Here is a 20,176-nt window from a genome sequence, read left to right as displayed (position 1 = left end):
GGATTGGGAGGATGGAACGGAACCCGATCATCCCGTTCCGTCCCCGCAGGAGTTCCCCCGTGACGATGTCCGCAACCGCCGTCCGTACCGGCCGGGCGGCCGCCCGCGCCACCGGCCTCAACAAGGTCTACGGGGACGGGGAGACCCGCGTCGTCGCGCTCGACAACGTCAGCGTGACGTTCCCGCAGGGCGAGTTCACCGCCATCATGGGCCCCTCCGGCTCCGGCAAGTCCACCCTCATGCACTGCATGGCCGGCCTGGACACCGTCTCCTCCGGCTCCTCCACCATCGGCGACACCGAACTCGTCGGGCTCAAGGACAAGCAGCTCACCCAGCTGCGCCGCGACCACATCGGCTTCATCTTCCAGGCCTTCAACCTGCTCCCCACCCTGACCGCCCTGGAGAACATCACCCTCCCCATGGACATCGCCGGCCGCAAGGCCGACAAGGCCTGGCTCGACCGCGTCGTCGACACCGTCGGCCTCTCCGGCCGCCTCGGCCACCGCCCCAGCCAGCTCTCCGGCGGCCAGCAGCAGCGCGTCGCCTGCGCCCGCGCCCTCGCCGGAAAGCCCGACATCATCTTCGCCGACGAACCGACCGGCAACCTCGACTCCCGCTCCGGAGCCGAAATCCTCTCCTTCCTCCGCAACTCCGTGCGCGAACTCGGCCAGACCGTCGTCATGGTCACCCACGACCCCGTCGCCGCCGCCTACGCCGACCGCGTCGTCTTCCTCGCCGACGGCCGCATCGTCGACGAACTCGCCGGCCCCACCGCCGACACCGTCCTGGACCGCATGCGCCGCTTCGACGCCAAGGGCCGCACCAGCTGACCCCCCGCCGACAGCAGCCCGCCCCTCCGCAGAGTTCAGGACACCCCATGTACCGCACCGCACTGCGCAACGTGCTGGCCCACAAGGGCCGACTCCTGATGACGGCCCTCGCCGTCATGCTCGGCACCGCCTTCGTCGCCGGCACGCTCGTCTTCACCGACACCCTCGGCAACGCGCTGCGCTCCCAGAGCGCCAAGAGCTACACCGACATCGCCGTCACCATCAGTGACCGCAGCGCCGTCGACCGGGGGTACGACCTCAGCGGCGGGAGCACCACCGACCCCACCCTGACCGAGTCCACCCGCAAGGCCGTCGCCCTGCTGCCCGGCGCCGCCGAGGCCCGCGGCGTGGTCACCGGCTTCGCCGGCATCGCCGACCGCAAGGGCGCGCTGATCGGCGACGGCTTCTCGACCACCGGCACCAACTACGTGCCGGGCGCCGACGGCACCGACCCGCGCTACCCGCTCGTCGACGGCCGCGGCCCGCGCGGCTCCGGCGAGGTGGCGCTGGACGTGAAGACCGCCGACAAGGGCGGCTACAAGGTCGGCGACACCGTCCGGGTGGCCGTCAACGGCCCGGTCATGGAGCTGAAGCTCACCGGCACCCTGCACACCAACGACCCGCGCGTCGTCTCCGGCGGCTCGCTCGCCGCCTTCGACACCGCCACCGCCCAGCAGCTCTACCTCAGCCCGGGCCGCTTCGCCGAGATCGACGTCAAGGGCCGGCCCGGCGCCGACGACCGCGCGCTGCTCACCGCCGTCCGGCAGGCCGTCCCGCAGGACGACTCGATCGAGGCGAAGACCGGCCGCGAGCTGGCCGACGAGCAGGACCGGATGATCCAGGAGGGCACCAAGGGCATGAGCGGCGTGCTGCTCGGCTTCGCCGCGATCGCGCTGTTCGTCGGCATCTTCATCATCGCCAACACCTTCACCATGCTGGTCGCCCAGCGCACCAAGGAGCTCGCCCTGCTGCGCGCCGTCGGCGCCAACCGCAGGCAGGTCACCATCTCCGTGATGGTCGAGGCGCTGCTGGTCGGCCTGACCGCCTCGGTGGCCGGACTGCTCGCCGGCATCGGCATCGCCACCGGCCTGCGCGCGCTGCTGAACGGACCGATGGAGGCCAACCTGCCGGACGGCCCGCTGGTGGTCGCCCCGTCCACGGTGCTCGTCTCGGTCGCCATCGGAGTGCTGGTGACGGTGCTCGCCGCCTGGCTGCCCGCCCTCCGCGCCTCCCGGATCGCCCCGGTCGCCGCGATGAGCTCGGCCGAGCAGCCGGCCACCCAGAAGAGCCTGCGGGTGCGCAACACGATCGGCCTGCTGTTCGCCGCGGCCGGCGTCGGCGGCCTGCTGGCCGGCGCCGCCGGCAAGGAGGGCAAGCTGGTCGGCGCCGGCGCGGGCGCGCTGCTGATCGGCGTGTTCGTGCTGACCCCGCTGCTGGCCCGGCCGCTGATCGCGCTGTTCGCCCCGCTGCTGCGCAGGCTGTACGGGACGCCGGGCAAGCTGGCCCGCGAGAACGCCGTGCGCAACCCGCGCCGCACCGCCGCCACCGCCTCGGCCCTCACCATCGGCGTCACCCTGATCACCGCGCTGACCGTGATCGGTGCCTCGGTGAACAAGGCCGTGGACGAGGAGACCGAGAACGACACCAAGGCCGACTACACCATCGCCATGCAGAACTCCTCGATGCTGTCCCCCGAGGTCGCGACGCAGGTCGCCCGGACTCCGGGCGTGAGCGCGATGAGCGTGGTGCGCACCGTCCTGGTCGGGACCGGCGACGCGGCCGGCACCGGCGACCGCGACGACCGCGAGGTGGTCACCTCGGTGGACGCCGCGGCCATCGACCAGCTGGCCACCATCACGGTGAAGGCCGGTAACGCGGACGCGCTGAAGCGGGGCGAGCTGCTGGTCGGCTCCGGCACCGCCGACCGCCTGCGCCTGAAGCCCGGTGACCCGCTGGCCTTCACCTACCCGGACGGCACCAAGGGCTCGCTGACCGTCGGCGGCGTGCTGGAGGCCGGCACCGCGCTGGCCGGTCTGGTCGCCCCGGACTCCGTGGTCGGCCCGCACGCCGCACCCGGCACCGGACCGCAGAAGGTCCTGGTCAAGGGCGTGAACGGCGCCGACGCCAAGCTGAAGCAGGCCCTGCGCGACGCCACCGGCGGCAACCCGCTGATCGCCGTCAAGGGCGAGAAGGACATCAAGGCGGAGAACCGCCAGCTGGTCACCGCGGTGCTGAACATCATGTACGGCCTGCTGGGGATGTCCGTGGTGATCGCCGTCCTGGGCGTCGTCAACACCATGGCGATGTCGGTGTTCGAGCGCCGCCGGGAGATCGGCATGCTGCGGGCGATCGGCCTGGACCGGCGCGGCATCGGCCGGATGGTCCGGCTGGAGTCGCTGATGATCGCGCTCTTCGGCGGCGTGGTCGGCGTGCTGCTCGGCATCGTGACCGCCTGGGCGGGCACCCGCACGATGGCGGACACCTTCAAGGGCATCACCACGGTGGTGCCGCCGGTCCAGATCCTGGGCTTCCTGGTCGCCGCCGCCGTGATCGGCCTGCTCGCCGCCCTCTGGCCGGCCCGCCGGGCCGCCCGGATGGACATCCTGGGCGCGATCAAGAGCGAGTAGCGCCCCGGGAAGGCCACCGACACCCGAAGAGCTCCGCCCGCCGGGAAGGACCCGGCGGGCGGAGCTCTGTGCATGAACGATTCGTCAGCAGTGGGTCGGGTCAGCAGCCGTTGAGGATCGAGGAGAGGGTGCTCTTCTCGGCGCTGTCCACGGAGAGGCCGTAGAAGTACTTCACCTGCACCCAGGCGCGGGCGTAGGTGCAGCGGTAGGAGGTCTGCGGCAGCCAGTGGGCCGGGTCCTGGTCGCCCTTGGAGCGGTTGGAGCTCGCGGAGACGGCCAGCAGCTGCGGGCGGGTCAGGTCGTTGGCGAAGGCCTTGCGCTGGTCCGTCGTCCACGCCCAGGCACCGGAGCGCCAGGCCTCGGCCAGCGGCACCAGGTGGTCGATGTCGAAGGAGGAGGCGTTGGTGGTGGTCGCGTTGTCGTAGACCGAGGACCAGGTGCCGCTGACGGAGGCACAGGCGGAGTCGGTGACCACGCCGCTGCCGTCGCGCTTGAGGACGGTCTCCCGGGTGTTGCAGGTGCCGGCGATGGTGATCCAGTGCGGGAACAGCGTCCGGTCGTAGGTGTCGTCGTGGGTCTCGGCGCCCGTCGCGATGGAGGCCAGGTAGGTGCGGGCCGTCGCGGCCGAGACCGGGGTGGGCAGGGCGGCCTGGGCGGTGCCGGCGCCGGCCAGCAGCGCGGTGAGGGCGAGCAGCAGGGCGCCGAGGGCGGCCGGCAGGGCGCGGTGCAGCGTGCGTATCGCAGGCATACGGGGACTCCAGAGTCGGTGTGAGGGCAGGCGGAAGCCCCCGGGCGGAAGCGGCCCGGGCTGGCAACCAGCATGGCGCGTCGGGGGTTTACGCGGGTAGACCCTGGGATGAACTTTTTGACCGGTGGTCAGCTCGGCGCGGGGTACCACGCGGGCGCCGCGCGGCGCGGGGCGCGGCCGCACGGCGCTGTGCGGTGCCGTACGCGGTGGGAGCGCCGGGCGGCCGGCACGCCGGGCGGCGCCCCGGGGGTGATGACGGGGATCGGTCCCGCCGCCCTCGCGGTCCTCCTCCTGACGTCCGGGCCGCTGCGGCAGCCTGCGGCACCGTGGCCGGACGAGACCCCGGACATGCCGAACCGCCCCGTCCGGCGGCGGCCGGGCGGGGCGGTTCGGGTGCTGTGCGGGTGCTGTGCGGGTGGCGGCCGGTGGGCCGTCAGGCGGCGGTCTTCGCCGGGCCGGCGTTCGCGAGCGGCTTGGCCGGGCGGCCGCCGAAGAGACCGAAGAAGATCGCCAGGGTCGGGATCAGGTACGCCGCCCAGACGACCAGCTGGAGGACGGTCGGGTCGGGCTGGAAGTTGAAGACGCCCTTCAGCAGGGTGCCGTACCAGCTGTCCTTGGGGATGGTGCTGCTGATGTCGAAGGCCTGGCTGTGCAGGCCGCCGAGCCAGCCGGCCTCCTGGAGGTCGTGCACGCCGTAGGCGAGCACGCCGGCCGCGACGACGACCAGCATGGCGCCGGTCCAGGTGAAGAACTTCGCCAGGTTGATCCTCAGCGCGCCCCGGTAGAACAGCCAGCCGAGCACCACCGCGGTGGCCAGGCCCAGGGCCGCGCCGATCACGGGGTTGTAGCCGTCGTCGGTGGCCTGCACCGCCGACCAGATGAACAGCGCGGTCTCCAGCCCCTCCCGGCCCACGGCCAGGAAGGAGGTGACCACCAGCGCGAAGGTGCCCATCGCCATCGCCGCGTCCAGCTTGCCGTGCAGCTCGGTCTTCAGGTGCCGGGCGGTGCGCCGCATCCAGAACACCATCCAGGTGACCAGACCGACCGAGATGATCGACAGCGAGCCGCCGAGCGCCTCCTGCGCCTCGAAGCTCAGCTGCGAGGAGCCGAACTGCAGGACGGCGCCGAAGGCCATGCTGAGGACGACGGCCGCCACCACGCCCGACCAGACCGGCAGGAGCTTGTCCTTGCGGCCGGTCTTGACCAGATAGGCGATCAGGATGCAGACGACGAGGCTGGCTTCGAGGCCCTCGCGCAGGCCGATCAGGTAGTTGCCGAACACGCTGGCTCCTGGGGGTGAAGAGGTGGTACGTGGGTGGGCGGGAGCGCCAGGTCAGCCGAAGAGGGCCTGGCCCCACCACTCGCCGGGCTTGCGGACGCCCGCCGGGCAGGCGAAGTGGGCGGAGCCGACGTGCTGGATGTACTCGTTGAGCTTGTCGCTGGAGGCGAGGCGCTGCTGGAGGGGGACGAACGCCTTGCGGCTGTCCCGCTGGTAGGCGAGGAAGAACAGGCCGGCGTCCAGGCGGCCGAGGCCGTCGGTGCCGTCGGTGAAGGAGAAGCCGCGGCGCAGGATCATCAGGCCGCTGTTGCTGTCCGGGTGGGCCAGGCGCACGTGGGAGTCCTCGGGCATCGCCTTGAGGTCCGGCGCGTCGTGCTCCTTGGGCTTGCCGTACGGCGCGCCCTCGCCCTTGGTGCGGCCGAAGACGTCCTCCTGCTCCTTGAGCGAGGTACGGTCCCAGGTCTCGATGTGCATCCGGATCCGGCGGGCGACCAGGTAGGAGCCGCCGGTCATCCAGTCCGGGCCCTCGCCGGGGGCGACCCAGACGTGCTCGGCGAGCTTCGCCGTGTCGCTGCCGGCGATGTTGTGGGTGCCGTCCTTGAACCCCATCATGTTGCGCGGGGTCTGCGCGTCCGGGGTGGTCGAGGACGTCTTGCCGAAACCGAGCTGCGACCAGCGGATGTTGACCGTGCCCATGCCGATCCGGGCCAGGTTGCGGATCGCGTGCACGGCGACCTGCGGGTCGTCGGCGCAGGCCTGGACGCAGAGGTCGCCGCCGCTGCGCTGCGGGTCGAGCTTGTCGCCCTTGAAGTTCGGCAGGTCGATCAGGGCCTCGGGGCGCCGGGCCTTGAGGCCGAACCGGTCCACGCCGTCCTTCTCGAACAGGCCGGGGCCGAAGCCGATGGTGAGGGTGAGCCGGGAGGCGGGCAGGCCCAGGGCCTCGCCGGTGTCGTCCGGCGGCGCCTCGGGCAGGCCGCTGGCGGCGCCGGTGCCGACCTCGCGACCGCCCGTCATCGCGGCGGCCGCCTTGGACCACTCCTTGAGCATCTTGACCAGCGACTCGCGGGTGGCGGTCGCCGAGACGTCGAACGCGGCGAAGTGCAGCCGGTCCTGGACGGGCGTGGCGATGCCCGACTGGTGCTCGCCGTAGAAGGGGATGTTCGCGGGGGTGGCCGCCGGCGCGGGGGTGTCGTCGTCCTGCCGGGTGGCGGCGGCCACCGAGCCGACCCCGGCGGCGCCGATCGCGACGCCCGCGCCCGCCCAGCCGATCACGGCCCGGCGGCTGATCGGGCCGCGGTCGGCGCCGCCCCGCCCACTCGCGGTGGCGTCGGCGTCGGTGCCGGCCGGCGTCCCGCTCTGCTGCTGGTTCTCGGCGTCCATCGACGGGCGGCCCTTCTCTGCGCTGTCTCACGGATGCCGTGGCGGCCACGGGGGCCGCCACGGCGATGTGGTGGAGGCTAACCCGGCTACGGGAGCCGACACCTCCTAGGGTCCTGCTTGTCGACCGGTCCTGCTTGTCGACCGGTCCTACGGGTCGCCCGTTACTTGACGACGACCGCGGCGGCCAGCTTCGACAGCGGCTCGCCCAGCGAGTTCACCGCGTCGGAGAAGGTCTTGCGCTCGGCCTCGGTGACCTTGTCGTAGGAGGTGTAACCGCCTTCGGCCTGCTTGTACTTGGCCAGCAGCGCCTGGATCGCGGTGAACTCCGCGTCCAGGGTCTTGGCCAGCCCGGCGTCCTTCTCCGAGGCGACCGGCTTGAGCAGCTCGTAGGCCTTCTGCGCACCCTCGACGTTGGCGACGAAGTCCGCCAGGTCGGTGTGGCTGTAGCGGTCCTCCTCGCCGGTGATCTTGTTCTTCGCGACCTCGTCCAGCAGCTCCTTGGCACCGTTGGCCATGCTGGTCGCGGTGATCTCGGCCGCCGGGATCTTCGTCTGCCAGTCCTTCAGGTCCGTCACCAGCTGGTCGGCGAGCTTCTTCTCGTCGTCGCCGATCCTGGCGTCGGCCCAGAGCGACTTCTCCAGCTTGTGCCAGCCGGTCCACTCCTGGCCGGGCTCCAGGCCGTCCTCACGGGTGTCGGTCTTCGGGTCGATGTCGCCGAAGCTCTCGGCGACCGGCTCGGTGCGCTCCCAGCCGGTGCGCGACGGGGCGAAGAGCGACTTGGCCTTCTCCAGGTCCCCCGCCTTGATCGCGTCGGCGAACTGCGTGACCACCGGGATGGTGGCGTCGGCCTGCTCCTGGGCGTAGGTGCGGTACGCGTCCACGGCGGCGGTCAGCCGCGGGTCGGTCGAGGCGCCGGAGGAGGCGGCGTCACCGGTGACGGTGATCTTCTGGCGGATGCCGTCGCCGACCATGCCCGGCTTGCAGGCGATCTCGTACGAGCCGGCCTTGATCTCGGCGGTGATCGACGCCTTGGTGCCGGGGCCGATGTTCTCGCGCTCGGTGATGATCTTGTCACCGTCGCCGTAGACGTAGACCTCGGTGGTCTTCGAGCCCTTGTTCGCGATGTCGATCACCACGTGGCCGGCCGGGAAGCTGGTCTTGGAGACCTCGCACGCGCTGTCGGTGGCGTTCACCTTGACGGCGTCGGCGGAGGCCTTGTCGTCCTTCTTCTGCGAGCAACCGGCCAGCGCGGCGGTCGCCACAGCGAGGGTGAGCAGCGCGGCTGCGGTGGAACGACGGGCGGACATGAGGGCTCCAGCGGGGAGGACAGGCGGTTCCGGGCATGGCTCAGCGTGGGTACGGGAACCGGGGCCACCGGCGCCCCCACCCACTTAGCTAAGGCATACCTTAGGGACATCTGATTTTGCCGTCTACACCGGGGCCGCCTTCGATCCGCGCAGGTGGGGGGTGGGCCAGGCGGCCACGGTGCCGTCAGCCCACCGACCAATTCCGGCCACCGCCGGTGGCCTGTCCCACGCCCCGCCCCGCCCGGGAGCCGCCCGGCGCGCGGGCTCAGCGGCCGGGCACCCGCGGCGCCGAGGTGCCCAGCGGCCGGGGGTCCGGCGGGCTCAGCGGCCGGGGGTCCGGCGGGCGGCCGCGCGGGCGCTCCAGCGGCCCTCGTGCCGGCTGATCCGGATCGGGTGGCCGAAGCAGGCGCTCACCAGCTCGGTGGTCATCACCTCGTCCACCGGACCGGCCCCGACGCATTCGCCGTCCCGCAGCAGCAGCGCGTGCGTGGTGCTCTCCGGCAGCTCCTCCAGGTGGTGCGTGACCAGCACGCTGGCCAGCTCGGGGTGCTGATGGCGCAGCAGGTCCAGGCTGTCGAGCAGCAGCTCGCGGGCCGTGAGGTCGAGCCCGGTGGCGGGCTCGTCGAGCAGCAGCAGCCGGGGGCTGGGCATCAGGGCGCGGGCGATCAGGGCCCGGCCGCGCTCCCCCTGGGAGAGGGTGGGCCACGGGGACTCCGCCATGGCCGTCATGCCGAGGGTCTCGATCAGTCGCTCGCAGCGGTCGAGCTCCTCGGGGGACGGCTTGCGGTGCAGGTCCGGTTCGATGGTGTTGGTGAGGCCGGTCAGCACCACCTCGCGGACGGAGAGCGGCGAACGCAGCGGGTGGCGCGGGTTGACGTGACCGAGGTGGGCGCGCAGCTCGCGGATGTCGACCCGGCCGAGCCGGCAGCCCAGCACGTCCACCGTGCCCCGGGTGGGGTGGGAGACCGCGCCGAGCAGCGCCAGCAGCGTGGACTTGCCGGCGCCGTTGGCACCGAGCAGTGCCCAGTGTTCGCCGGGCTCGATGGTGAGGTCGATCCCGCGCAGCAGGTAGCGGCCGTCCCGGACGACGTCGACGTCCCGGGTGCGCAGCAGCGGGCCGGCGGGCAGCGGTTCGGACGTGCTCATGGCGGGCGGGCCTCCGTGGGATCGGCGCCGGACAGGGTGCGGGCGCGGCGCCGCACCGGGCGGGCTGGCACCGGCCGTCCGCGTGCAGAGTACAACCGTCGGAGCGGCGGCGGCCCGGGGTGTCCGAGGTGTGGACCGGCTCCGGCGCTCGCCCCGCTCCGGGGCGCGCGGGGGCGGGCCGGGGCGCGGACCGACCGGCCGGTCCGCACGCCCCTGTTCGCGGCGGGCAGTTGGCGGGAGGATCGGAGCGGAGCACGATGCGAAGGGGGCTGGACGGATGGGGTGGGACGCGGAACCGGCGGGGCGCGCCGGAACGCTGCACGGGCGGTTCGAGGAGCAGGCGCGGCAGACGCCCGACGCGGTCGCCGTCCGCTGCGGCGCGCGGGAACTGACCTACGGTGAGCTGGACGCGCGGGCGGACCGGCTGGCCCGCCACCTGGCGGCGGCCGGGCTGGAGCCCGGCGGCCGGGCCGCGGTGGCGCTGGGCCGGGGCACCGAGGTGTTCGTCGCCCTGCTCGCGGTACTGAAGGCCGGTGGCGCGTACGTACCGCTGGAGCCGGGGGCGCCCGACCCGCTGCTGCGCCATGTGCTCGCGGAGGCCGATCCGGCCGTGGTGGTGACCGAGGAGAGCCACCGGGTACGGCTGACGGACGCCGGCGGGCGGGCCGTCGTCTGCGTGGACGCGACGGCCGGGGCGGCGACGGTCGGAGCGGGCGAGGCTGCGACGGTCGGAGCGGGCGAGGCGGCGACGGTCGGAGCGGGCGAGAAGGTCGGAGCCGTCGGGGCTGTCGGGGCCGTCGCCGCAACCGAGGCGGTCACCGCGCTGCCCACCGGTCCGCCGGTGGTGGCCACCGGCCCGGACGACCTCGCCTGCGTCTTCTTCACCTCCGGCTCGACCGGGCTGCCCCGGGGCGTGCTGATCGAGCACCGCAACCTGCTGGCCGCCTACCGCGGCTGGCGCTCGGTCTACGGGCTCCGCGCCGCCGACCGGATCCTGCAGACGGCGAGCCTGGAGTTCGACGTCTTCACCGCGGACTGGGTGCGCGCGCTCTGCACCGGCGCCACCCTGGTGGTCGCACCGCGCAACCTCACCCTGGACCGCAGCGCCGACATCGCCGACCTGCCGGCCCTGGTCGCCGCCGAGGGCATCACCGTGCTGGAGCTCAACGTCCGCACGGCGCGCCGCCTGCGGACGCACCTCGCGGCCTCGGGCGGGTCGCTGACCGGTGTGCGGCTGCTCACCGTGGGCGCCGAGAAGTGGTACCTGGACGAGCAGTTGGGCCTGCAGGGGCTGCTCGGCGCGGACGTCCGGGTACTGAACGTGTACGGCCTCGCCGAGGCCTCCGTGGACAGCAGCTACTTCGACGCGGCCGGGGCGACCGGCGGCGAGGGCAGCGAGCGGGTCTCGCTGGTCGGCCGGCCGTTCCCCGGCGCCCGGGTCCATGTGCTCGGCCCGGACGGCGAGCCCGCCCCGAGCGGGACGGTCGGTGAGATCGCGGTCGCCGGCGCGGGCCTGGGCCGGGGCTACCTCAACCGGCCCGAGGAGACGGACCGCCGGTTCCGGCCCGCGGCCTTCGACCCGGACGGCCGGGTCCTGCTGACCGGCGACCTCGGGCGGATCCGCGCGGACGGCGTACTGGAGTTCACGGCCCGCGCCGAGGCCGTGGTGGGGCCGGTCGACTCCGCCCGGGCCGCCGCCGTGGTCGAGCGGGTCACCACGGCCGCGGCCGCCGAGGGCGTACTGCGCTCGCACCCGGCGGTCCGGGAGGCCGCCGTCGCCGAGGTGGAGCCGGAGCCCGGGCGGCGGGCGCTGGTCGGGTACGCGGTGACCGACCCGGAGGCCGAAGGGGCGGACGCGTGGTCGCTCTCCGCCTACCTGACGAAGCGCCTGCCCGCCGGCGACCTGCCCACCGCGGTGGTGCCGCTGTCGGCGCTCCCCCGCACCAGGGCCGGCAAGCTCGACCGCGGCTCCCTGCCGCTGCCGGCGCCGCGCGACTCCACCGGCCCCCGGGCCGGGAAGGCCGGCGCGGGCGGCTCGGCCGGTCACAAGGGCGCCGGCTTCAAGGGCGCGGGCGGGGGGACCGGCTCCGGCCGGGCGGCCGGCGCCGGCGGGCCCGGCCTGTCCGGCTGCGGCTGGCTCCTCATCGCCCTGCCCTTCGCCTTCGCGGCCTGGCTGCTCACCGACTCCCTCTGGCCGGGCTCCACCGACCTGTCCCGGGTGCCGGACCCCTTCGCCTCCTACTTCCACGCCCTGTACATCGCCGAGTGGCTCTCGTTCGGGCTGGGCGCGGCGTTCCTGCTGGCCGGGTGGCCGATGCTCACCGCGCACGGCAGGCCGCGGGGACTCACGCTCGCCACCCACCTGTCGGTGTTCTGGCTGCTGGCCTCCTGGTGGCCGCAGGACAACCTGTACCGGACCAGCTCACCGGTGGACTGGTCGCGGCAGTCGCTCCTGGTCTACGTCTTCAACGTCGCGCTGATGATCGCGGCCGTGGTCGTGGTCCGCTTCCTCGCCTGGCACCCGCCGTCCGCGCGGAGGTGAGGCGGCGGCGGGTCGAGCACGCGGGCCCGGCCGGTCCGGCACCGCTCAGCGCAGGGCCTCGAACATCCGGCCCAGCGCGTGGTTCCCGGCTCCGATCAGCGCCTGTGCGGCCTCCAGCGCCTCGGCCTCGCGCGCGGCGAGGGCCAGTCCGACGGCGGGCTCCGGCTCGTAGCCCGCCGTCGCGACCAGCGGCAGGACGGTCACGCCGAGACGGGCGCAGCGCGGGCGCAGCCGGCCCAGGTGGTCGTGGAGCGCCTCCTGGGAGATCCGGGCGCCGAGCGGCAGCGCGTCCAGGGTGCGGACCAGGTGGCCGGGGCCGCGGACCAGGTCCAGCCGGGCCCGCAGCACGAAGGCGATCGCCGGGCCGGTGAGCCGCAGGTTGATCTCGGTGGGGGCGAGCCGGCGGTCCCGGTCGGTGACGAAGTCGACGTCGTACCAGCCGCGATGGCCCTCGGCGGCGAGCCGCTCGCCGACCGCGAGGCCGAACCGTTCGGCGATCGCCGCCGCGCCGGTCGGCACCACCCCCGGGCCGACCGTCACCCCCTGGTAGCGGGTGCCGTGCACCGCCATCTCGCCGACGCCGACCGGGTGGACGCGGCCGTCGTCGGCGACCACCGCGTCGAAGGTGAGGTCGCGCAGCCGGTCGGCGCGGCCGCCGTCGATGTACTCCTCCAGCAGCACGTCCCCACCGGGCGCCGGCAGTTCGGCCCCGGTCAGCCGGCGCAGCAGGGCCCGGCCGCCGCCGGCCGCGAACACGTCCTGCGGGGTCACCACGACCGTCCCGTAGCCGCCGACGCCGTGCGGGCTCTTCAGCACGGTGGTAAGGCCGCGGCTCGCGCGGGCGGTCAGCCGGCGGGCGGCGCGGCGCCGGGAGCCCGGCTGCTCCTGGTGGGGGACGACGATCCCGTGGTGTTTCGGGGCCAGTTCGGTGAACAGGGCGTGCGCGGCGGCCTTGGACTCGTAGCGCCGCACGGCCGCCAGCTCCGCGCCCTCGCCCTGGGCCGCCGTCCGTCCCCACGGCAGCACCGGGAGACCGGCGGTGGCGATCCGCTCCGCCAGGGCCGGCCGGTCGGCGAGGGCCTGGGCGAGCGTCCGATCCGGCGCGATCCCGCTGTACAGCTCGACCGGCCCCCACTCCAACTCCCGGGCGAGCCAGTCGATCCAGGCCCGCTCGACCTCCCCTGGCAGGACCAGCAGCGCAGGCTCGGGGCTGTAGCAGCTCGCCATCCCGGCGTAGTGGTGTGCCTGCCGCAGGCGCCGGGACCGCTGGTCGGGGTCCGTCCCCGGCGCGAGGAACTGTTCGTTGAAGTCGGCGACGTTCCCCAGGTGCACCGCCCGCCGCCCGCCCGTCCAGGCGCCCAGCCATCCGTCCATCCCGCGAGCGTACGGGCCGGCGGGACCGCCCGCAGGGGATCGGCGACACCGGGCGACGGCGCTCGCACTCGGTCCCGCGCGGAGGGGTAGTCGGAGGTGCGGGTCAGGGCACTGGCCGGAGGCACCGGCCAGAAGCACCGGTCAGCGGCACCGGTCAGTGGCGCGGGAGGCCGGTGCCGACGGGGGCCGGACCCCTCCGCATGCAGAGCGGCCAGTTCACCGTGGGTGAAGGCGCGGCGCCAGAGGTACCGGGTCGTCACGGTGGGCTCCCACGGCATTTGTTCACTACCTATCAAGTTCGATCAGGACAGAACACGGAATGGTCAAGGTCTCTTCAAATCTCTAGCCAACGTTGTCAGTTCACCGTCAAACTCTGACCCAGCTCGTATCCCTGCAGCTACCCCCGACTGGAGTCAGAGTGAGCCCCATCTCCTCTCACCGCCGCAAGCTCGCGGCCGGAGCCATAGCGGTCACCGCCGCACTCGTGGCCGCCACCTTCCAGACCGCCACGGCGTCGGCCGCCCCCACCGACCACGCCGCCGCGATCGCCCAGGCCAGGGCCAACGTCACCCACAACGCGGGGGTGTTCGGCTTCGGCGACGGCCAGGACCTCCAGGTCAAGGACGTCATCATCGACGCCGACGGCACCCAGCACGTCCGCTTCGACCGCACCTTCCAGGGCCTGCCCGTGGTCGGCGGCGACCTGGTCGTGCACCAGGACGCGCGCGGCCGGCTCAAGGACTCCTCCCGCGCCGCCGCCCACGAGGCCGCGGTGGCGTCCATCGTCCCGAAGGTCCCGGCGCAGACCTCCGCGAGCCGCGCCCTCCAGTCCGCGCCGTCCATCGGCTCCGCGACCAGCTCCCCCGAACTGGTCGTCTGGGCCGCCGACGGCACGCCCCGCCTCGCCTGGAAGACCACCGTCGCCGGTGTCGGCGACCACGGTCAGCCCGCCGGGAAGGTCGTCGTCACCGACGCCTCCACCGGCGAACAGATCGAGAGCTACGACTCCGAGCACCAGGCCAGCGGCACCGGCCACTCCGAGTACACCGGCGACATCACCATCGACACCACCGCGCAGTCCGGCGGCTTCGCGCTGATCGACCCGGTGCGCAAGCACACCACCAGGGACGCGCACAACGTCTCCGCGGGCTCGCTCAAGGCGAGCTCCGGCACGCTGTTCACCGACACGGACAACACCTGGGGCGACGGGAAGAAGTTCTCCACCGACCGCGCCACCGCCGCCGTCGACGCCCACGCCAACACCGCCTGGACGTACGACTACTACAAGAACACCTTCGGCCGCAGCGGCATCAAGAACGACGGCAAGGGCGCCACCGTCTTCGTGCACGTCGGCACCGACTGGGACAACGCCCAGTGGTCCGACAGCTGCTTCTGCATGATGACCGGTGACGGCGACGGCTCCAAGGACCCGGAGCAGGTCGACCTCGACACCATGGGCCACGAGATGACCCACGGCGTCACCAGCGCGACCGCCAACCTGCGCTACAGCGGCGAGTCCGGCGGCCTCAACGAGTCCACCAGTGACATCTTCGGCACCATGGTCGAGTGGTACGCCAACAACAAGGTGGACACCCCCGACTACCTGTTCAGCGACCAGTCCACCCCGCCGTGGCTGCGCCGGATGGACAAGCCCTCGCTGGACGGCGGGTCCGCCGACTGCTGGACCAGCAAGGTCGGGCAGCTCGACGTGCACAACTCCTCGGGCGTCGGCAACCACTTCTTCTACCTCGCCAGCGAGGGCAGCGGCAGCAAGACCATCAACGGGTTCACCTACAACAGCCCCACCTGCAACCAGTCCACGGTGACCGGCATCGGCAACCAGAAGGTCGCCAAGATCTGGTACCGCGCGCTGACCGTCTACATGACCTCCACCACCAACTACAAGGCCGCCCGCACCGCGACCCTGAGTGCGGCGAAGGACCTGTACGGCGCGACCAGCACCGAGTACAAGGCCGTCGCGGCCGCCTGGAGCGCCGTCGCGGTCAGCTGACGACCCGCTCCGCGCACCAACGGCGGCCCGTCGCCCCGGGGTTTCCCGGGGCGACGGGCCGCCCCGGCGTGCCCGGCCCGGTGTTCCGGACCGGCCGGGGCCTCAGCCCAGGACGCGGACCGGGGAGCCGGCCAGGAACGCCGCGATGTCCTCCACCGCCTGGCCGTAGAACGTCCGGTAGGTGTCGCCCGACACATAGCCGAGGTGCGGGGTCGCCAGCAGCCGGGGCGCGGTGCGCAACGGATGGTCGGCGGGCAGCGGTTCGACGTCGAAGACGTCCACCGCCGCACCCGCGATCCGGCCCTCGGCCAGGGCGGCGAGCAGCGCGTCCTGGTCGACGATCGCCGCCCGCGAGGTGTTCACCAGGTACGCCCGCGGCTTCATCGACGCGAACTCGGCCTTGCCCAGCAAGCCCCGGCTGCGGTCGCCCAGCACCAGGTGGACGGAGACGAAGTCGCTCTCCCGCAGCAGCTCCTCCTTGGTGGCGGCGCGCCGGACGCCGACCTCGGCGGCCCGCTCCTCGGTGAGGTTCGGGCTCCAGGCGACCACGTCCATGCCGAACGCGAGGCCGACCCGGGCCACCAGCGCCCCGATCTTGCCCAGCCCGAGCAATCCCAGCCGCCGCCCGGCCAGGTCCGCGCCGAGGGTGCTCTGCCACGGGCCGCCCGTGCGCAGCGCGTCGTTCTCGGTGACGATCCCCCGGGCGAGCCCGAGCAGCAGCGCCCAGGTCAGCTCCACCGGCGGCGTGGACGAACTCGCCGTGCCGCAGACCGTCACCCCGTGCGCGCGGGCGGCCGCGTAGTCGATCACCGTGTTCCGCATCCCGGAGGCCACCAGCAGCCGCAGCCGGGGCAGCCGGGCGAACACGGCCGCCGGGAACGCCACCCGTTCGCGCAAGGTCACGATGATGTCGAAGTCGGCGATGGCGTCGACCAGTTCGTCCTCCGAGCCGAAGTGCCGCGGGAAGGAGGTCAGTTCCACCCGGTCGGTCACCGGTGACCAGTCGACGATGCTCGTCGCGACACCCTGGTAGTCGTCGAGTACGGCGCAGCGAAGTTTCATACCGGCACTCTCGCAGACCCGTTGGGCCGGGGGGACAGGGGCCGGGGGGACAGGGGCCGGGCCGTCCACCCGACCGGGACCCGCGTCAGACCTCCCCCAGCACCGTCCGGATCACGTGCCGGGCGTTGCGGGCCATCGCCGGGTTGGTCCTCCGGTAGTACGGCAGCGCGATCAGCGCCTGCGAGAGGGTCCGCCCGCGGCCGCGGATCCAGGTCGCGTCGTCCACGCCCAGCGCCTCGCGGAAGACCTCCCGCGCCCGGGCGGGCAGGAGGTTCCACGCCGGGAACAGGTCGCAGGCGGGATCACCCGTCCCCAGGCAGCCGAAATCGATGACCGAGGTCAGCCTGCCGGCTTCCACCAGCAGGTTGCCCGGCATGAGATCGGCATGCAGCCACACCGGCGGCCCGTCCCAGTCCGGGGTCCGCAACGCCTCCTCCCACACGGCCGTGGCGGCATCGCAGTCGACACCCTCCTGCGGGATCCCGCGCAGCTCCTCGATCGCCGCCCTGGTCTCCACGTCGAGCGAGGCGACCGGCCCGCCGCGGTGGGCCGGGGGCGCACCGGGCAGGGTGATGCTCCGCATCGCCGCCACGAACCCGGCCAGGTCCTCGGCCAGCAGCACCGGTTCGCTCAGGGCCTCCACCTCCGGGTTCTCCCCCGGCAGCCACCGGTAGACCGCCCACGGCCAGAGGAAGCCCTCGGCGGGCACCCCGTCACCGAGCGCCTCGGGGACGGGCCGGGGCAGCTGGGGCGCGAGCCGGGGGAGCCAGGCCCGCTCCAGCAGCACGTCGCCGGCCCCGCCCCGCGTCAGCGGCAGCCGGACGACCATGTCGTCGCCCAGCCGGTACATCGCGTTGACCGTCCCGCCGGACGGGAACCGCTCGACCGCCAGCCCCGCCCACTGCGGGAACTGCCCGGCGATCAGCCGCCGTACGAGATCGACGTCCGTGGGGTAGGTGCCGGGATGCATCTGCCCTGCGCTCATGTTCATGGCAGGTAATCGAACGGCCTGACGCCGGCGAGCGTCAACCGCTTTCCGACGACCGCGGCTGCGCGGCACACCCAGCGGGGTCCGCTCCACCGTCGGCCTCGCCGCTCCCCCGCCGCCGCTCCCCGCCGCCGCACGGCCGCCGCACGGCCGCCGCACGGCCGGTCGCGCCGGCGTCCCTGCCGACCTGCCCGGGCGGCGGGGCCTCGGGGTGTACTGCGGCTCAGCCCCGTTCGACGGCCGTGGCGCTGGTGACGATCAGCCGAGCGCGGTCGCCCGGGACGGACCGGCCGCGGGCGCGGCGTCGGGGTGGGGGGCGTCGGGGTGGGGGGCGTCGAGGTGGGGGGCGACTGTCCGGTCGACATCCGGTTCGGCCTGGTGCTGGTGGCTGTGCGTCATGCCTGACAGGCTAGGAACGTAGCCGAACCGGAAGCCACGGATCCGTCAATCGCCCATGACCATGGGGCGTGCGATTGCCGCCCGTGGCGAATTCCTTGCGCGCAATGGTTGGTTCGTCTCCGCACGGCACCGGTTCACATGGCGGCGGGGTACGCGTCCCCGAGGGCGCCCGGGGCCTGGTCCCTGGTGCCCGGTGCTCAACAGGGCGTCAACGGCCGACCCCCCGATGAACCGGCCACCCGGGTCGAAGGTCGACAGGAATATACAGACCGGTCTACTGTTTCCTCATGGGAGTCAAGGGAGAAGAGACCCGCGCCCGGCTGATCGCCGGCGCGCGCAACCTGATCGAGGCACAGGGCTACTTCGGTACCGGCCTCAACCAGATCGTGGCGGAGAGCGGCGCACCGCGCGGCTCGCTCTACTTCCACTTCCCCGAGGGCAAGGACCAACTGGTCGCCGCCGCCCTCGTCCAGGCCGGGCAGGAGGTCGAGGAACTCCTCCGGACGCCCGTCGGCCGCAGCCCGGAGGCGACGGCACTGGTCGACCGGCTCACCGAGGTCTTCATCGCCCGCCTGGAGGAGTCCGACTACAGCAAGGGCTGCCCCATCGCGACCGTGGGCCTGGAGGTGGCGGGAAGCAACGAGCCTCTGCGCCGCGTCTGCGCCGAGGTGTACGCGAGCTGGCAGCTCGTGCTCACCGAACGCCTCACCGCCCAGGGATTCGCCCCCGCCGAGGCGGAGACCGCTTCGGGCCAGGCGCTCGCCGTACTGGAGGGCGCCGTCCTGCTCGCCCGGGTGCGTCGCGACCGCCGCCCCCTGGAGGACGCCCGGCACGCCGTCCACCACCTGCTCGGCGCCAAGAAGAAGTGACCGACCGGCCGCGCCCGTCCTGACCTCACGTGCGGGGCCCACCGGTCCGCCCGACCCCGCAGTCGGCCGAGCTCCGATCGGCTCCGCTTGATCGTCGCCTGAAAATATACCGACCGGTCTACCGAATCTCAGCTGACGCCCTGACTTCCACCCCAGGCCACCGAGAGAAATCAACCGACCGGTCTACCGAGTCTGAGGCCCTCCAACTCCTGTCACCGTAGGCCGCGTCTGGAAATCTGCCGACCGGTCTACATACTCATCTGCCCTCCCCGCGCCCTCACTCCCACTCAGGCATCCCCCAAAAATATGCAGACCGGTCTACAGAAAAGGACCTCCCGATGAACTCCACCACCCCGCCGCAGCGCCGGCTACCCCAGCCCCTGCCGCGCACCCTGGTCCTCGGCGCGACCGGTTTCCTGGGCCGCTGGCTGGTTCTCGAACTCCTCGACCGCGGCGAGCCGGTGGCCGCCGGCATCCGGGGCGGGCGCGGATCCGCACGGGACGGGCAACTGCGCCACTGGCTCCGCGAGCACGGCGCCGACGACACCGCGCTGACCACCGTCGCCGCCGACCTCACCCGCCCCGGCCTCGGCCTCGGCACGACGGACGAAGCCCGGCTGACGGACATCCGCGACATCCACAACCTCGCCGCCCTCTACCGGTTCGGCCTGGAGCGCACCGAGGCGGACGCCGCCAACGTCGACGGCGCGCTGCACGTGCTGCACTGGGCCGCCGCCCGTCCGGGGCTCCGGCGGCTCGTCCACCTCTCGGGCTACCGGGTCGGCCGGGACGCCACGCCGCGCTACCCACTCCCGGCCGCCGAGACCGACGCGCTCTACACCCGCCTCGGCGCCTACGAGGCCTCCAAACTCGTGGGCGACGCCGCCGTCCGCGTCACGGCCGCCCGCCTCGGCGTACCGCTCACCACGGTCAACCCGAGCAGCGTGGTCGGTCATTCGGTCACCGGCGAGGCCGGACAGTACCTCGGCCTGGCCGAGCTGGTCCGCCAACTCGCCCATCGGCGCCTGCCGTTGCTCCCGGGTTCGGCGCGGACCTTCCTGCCGGTGGTCGCGGTCGACCACCTGGCCCGGTTCCTCGCCGCCGTACCGGAGTTCGACGACGGTCCGGCGCACTCCCACACCGTGCTCGACCCCGCGACGCCCCCGCTGCCCGAGCTGATCGGTCTGCTGGCCGACCACCTCGGAGTGCCCGCACCCCGCGCCCTCGTCCCGGTCGGCCTGGTCCGCCGGTTGCCCCGCGCGCTGACCGGCGCCGACCCCGAGACGCTCAGCTTCCTCTCGGAGGACGGCTACGACACCACGTCCGCCGACCGCCTGGCCCGCGCCGCCGGTCTACACCACCCACCCGTCGCCGACGTCCTGCGCCGCTGGGCGACCCGCCTGGTCGCCGACGGCTTCGGCACCACCACCACCGGCACGGCCCCCCTCGCACCAGACCCACGCGCACCCGGCCCCCTCGCACCAGGCCCACGCGCACCCGGCCGACCGAACCCGGATCGCGCCCCTTCCCGAACCGGCCGGTTCGGGAGGTTCAGCCGCTTCGCCCGGTTCACCAGGTTCGGCGACCGGCGCCGCTGACCGGGGCGCCAGCACG

15 protein-coding genes are annotated in these 20,176 nt (G+C 73.4%); 6 read left to right on the top strand and 9 right to left on the bottom strand.

The genetic code is table 11. The features are described 5' to 3' along the window. Positions 1 to 59 precede the first annotated feature (59 nt). Positions 60 to 830, top strand: a complete 771-nt coding sequence (locus ACZ4UX_RS06030) for an ABC transporter ATP-binding protein (RefSeq protein WP_329486010.1) — start codon at positions 60 to 62, stop codon at positions 828 to 830. Between the two features lie 47 nt (positions 831 to 877). Next, complete coding sequence (locus ACZ4UX_RS06025) at positions 878 to 3,457, top strand: ABC transporter permease (protein WP_465705766.1); 2,580 nt, start codon at positions 878 to 880, stop codon at positions 3,455 to 3,457. A 100-nt stretch (positions 3,458 to 3,557) separates the two neighbouring features. On the opposite strand, the gene ACZ4UX_RS06020 is transcribed toward ACZ4UX_RS06025, so the two are convergent. The 5 genes from ACZ4UX_RS06020 to ACZ4UX_RS06000 all read right to left on the bottom strand — a co-directional run bounded on the left by ACZ4UX_RS06020 (position 3,558) and on the right by ACZ4UX_RS06000 (position 9,317). Further along, positions 3,558 to 4,205, bottom strand: a complete 648-nt coding sequence (locus tag ACZ4UX_RS06020; protein ID WP_465705765.1) for an HNH endonuclease family protein — start codon at positions 4,203 to 4,205, stop codon at positions 3,558 to 3,560. Between the two features lie 433 nt (positions 4,206 to 4,638). After that, a complete protein-coding gene (gene efeU / locus ACZ4UX_RS06015) occupies positions 4,639 to 5,487 on the bottom strand; it encodes an iron uptake transporter permease EfeU (protein ID WP_329486013.1) in 849 nt (282 codons plus the stop codon). Positions 5,488 to 5,538: 51 nt separating this feature from the next. Next, positions 5,539 to 6,864, bottom strand: coding sequence for an iron uptake transporter deferrochelatase/peroxidase subunit (efeB, locus tag ACZ4UX_RS06010; protein WP_359807904.1), 1,326 nt, complete (start codon positions 6,862 to 6,864; stop codon positions 5,539 to 5,541). A gap of 161 nt (positions 6,865 to 7,025) precedes the next feature. Next, a complete protein-coding gene (efeO, locus tag ACZ4UX_RS06005) occupies positions 7,026 to 8,171 on the bottom strand; it encodes an iron uptake system protein EfeO (RefSeq protein ID WP_465705764.1) in 1,146 nt (381 codons plus the stop codon). 321 nt (positions 8,172 to 8,492) lie between these two features. After that, positions 8,493 to 9,317 carry an ABC transporter ATP-binding protein gene (locus ACZ4UX_RS06000; RefSeq protein WP_465705763.1) on the bottom strand — a complete coding sequence of 275 codons (825 nt, stop codon included), beginning with the start codon at positions 9,315 to 9,317 and terminating at the stop codon, positions 8,493 to 8,495. 277 nt (positions 9,318 to 9,594) lie between these two features. On the opposite strand from ACZ4UX_RS06000, the gene ACZ4UX_RS05995 reads away from it, so the two are divergent. After that, positions 9,595 to 11,859: an amino acid adenylation domain-containing protein gene (locus ACZ4UX_RS05995; protein WP_465705762.1), complete on the top strand. Its 2,265-nt coding sequence runs from the start codon at positions 9,595 to 9,597 to the stop codon at positions 11,857 to 11,859. Positions 11,860 to 11,904: 45 nt separating this feature from the next. On the opposite strand, the gene ACZ4UX_RS05990 is transcribed toward ACZ4UX_RS05995, so the two are convergent. Then, on the bottom strand, positions 11,905 to 13,233 hold the full coding sequence (locus tag ACZ4UX_RS05990; RefSeq protein WP_465705761.1) for a hypothetical protein: 1,329 nt from the start codon (positions 13,231 to 13,233) through the stop codon (positions 11,905 to 11,907). 418 nt (positions 13,234 to 13,651) lie between these two features. On the opposite strand from ACZ4UX_RS05990, the gene ACZ4UX_RS05985 reads away from it, so the two are divergent. Beyond that, a complete protein-coding gene (locus ACZ4UX_RS05985) occupies positions 13,652 to 15,244 on the top strand; it encodes a M4 family metallopeptidase (RefSeq protein ID WP_380392468.1) in 1,593 nt (530 codons plus the stop codon). A gap of 102 nt (positions 15,245 to 15,346) precedes the next feature. Here the strand turns inward: ACZ4UX_RS05985 and ACZ4UX_RS05980 are convergent, their stop codons facing one another. The 3 genes from ACZ4UX_RS05980 to ACZ4UX_RS05970 form a co-directional block, all read right to left on the bottom strand. Continuing rightward, on the bottom strand, positions 15,347 to 16,306 hold the full coding sequence (locus ACZ4UX_RS05980) for a D-2-hydroxyacid dehydrogenase family protein (RefSeq protein ID WP_465705760.1): 960 nt from the start codon (positions 16,304 to 16,306) through the stop codon (positions 15,347 to 15,349). Positions 16,307 to 16,391: 85 nt separating this feature from the next. Beyond that, positions 16,392 to 17,291, bottom strand: coding sequence for an aminoglycoside phosphotransferase family protein (locus ACZ4UX_RS05975; protein ID WP_465705969.1), 900 nt, complete (start codon positions 17,289 to 17,291; stop codon positions 16,392 to 16,394). Between the two features lie 261 nt (positions 17,292 to 17,552). Further along, complete coding sequence (locus ACZ4UX_RS05970; RefSeq protein WP_465705759.1) at positions 17,553 to 17,693, bottom strand: hypothetical protein; 141 nt, start codon at positions 17,691 to 17,693, stop codon at positions 17,553 to 17,555. A gap of 287 nt (positions 17,694 to 17,980) precedes the next feature. Between ACZ4UX_RS05970 and ACZ4UX_RS05965 the strand changes: the two genes are divergently transcribed. Next, positions 17,981 to 18,562 (top strand): TetR/AcrR family transcriptional regulator, encoded by a 582-nt coding sequence (locus ACZ4UX_RS05965; protein ID WP_465705758.1) that lies wholly within the window; start codon positions 17,981 to 17,983, stop codon positions 18,560 to 18,562. A gap of 338 nt (positions 18,563 to 18,900) precedes the next feature. After that, positions 18,901 to 20,160, top strand: a complete 1,260-nt coding sequence (locus ACZ4UX_RS05960) for an SDR family oxidoreductase (protein WP_465705757.1) — start codon at positions 18,901 to 18,903, stop codon at positions 20,158 to 20,160. The last annotated feature ends 16 nt before the right edge of the window (positions 20,161 to 20,176 follow it).

Source organism: Kitasatospora sp. NPDC028961, assembly GCF_055564815.1.
This window is presented reverse-complemented; position numbering and strand designations above follow the sequence as displayed.

Bases quoted from the DNA above. Each gene is read 5' to 3' on its own strand.
- ACZ4UX_RS06025 (WP_465705766.1), top strand. From the start codon at position 878: ATGTACCGCACCGCACTGCGCAACGTGCTGGCCCACAAGGGCCGACTC.
- ACZ4UX_RS06020 (WP_465705765.1), bottom strand. From the start codon at position 4,205: ATGCCTGCGATACGCACGCTGCACCGCGCCCTGCCGGCCGCCCTCGGC.
- efeB (WP_359807904.1), bottom strand. From the start codon at position 6,864: ATGGACGCCGAGAACCAGCAGCAGAGCGGGACGCCGGCCGGCACCGAC.
- efeO (WP_465705764.1), bottom strand. From the start codon at position 8,171: ATGTCCGCCCGTCGTTCCACCGCAGCCGCGCTGCTCACCCTCGCTGTG.
- ACZ4UX_RS06000 (WP_465705763.1), bottom strand. From the start codon at position 9,317: ATGAGCACGTCCGAACCGCTGCCCGCCGGCCCGCTGCTGCGCACCCGG.
- ACZ4UX_RS05995 (WP_465705762.1), top strand. From the start codon at position 9,595: ATGGGGTGGGACGCGGAACCGGCGGGGCGCGCCGGAACGCTGCACGGG.
- ACZ4UX_RS05990 (WP_465705761.1), bottom strand. From the start codon at position 13,233: ATGGACGGATGGCTGGGCGCCTGGACGGGCGGGCGGCGGGCGGTGCAC.
- ACZ4UX_RS05980 (WP_465705760.1), bottom strand. From the start codon at position 16,306: ATGAAACTTCGCTGCGCCGTACTCGACGACTACCAGGGTGTCGCGACG.
- ACZ4UX_RS05975 (WP_465705969.1), bottom strand. From the start codon at position 17,291: ATGAGCGCAGGGCAGATGCATCCCGGCACCTACCCCACGGACGTCGAT.
- ACZ4UX_RS05970 (WP_465705759.1), bottom strand. From the start codon at position 17,693: ATGACGCACAGCCACCAGCACCAGGCCGAACCGGATGTCGACCGGACA.
- ACZ4UX_RS05965 (WP_465705758.1), top strand. From the start codon at position 17,981: ATGGGAGTCAAGGGAGAAGAGACCCGCGCCCGGCTGATCGCCGGCGCG.
- ACZ4UX_RS05960 (WP_465705757.1), top strand. From the start codon at position 18,901: ATGAACTCCACCACCCCGCCGCAGCGCCGGCTACCCCAGCCCCTGCCG.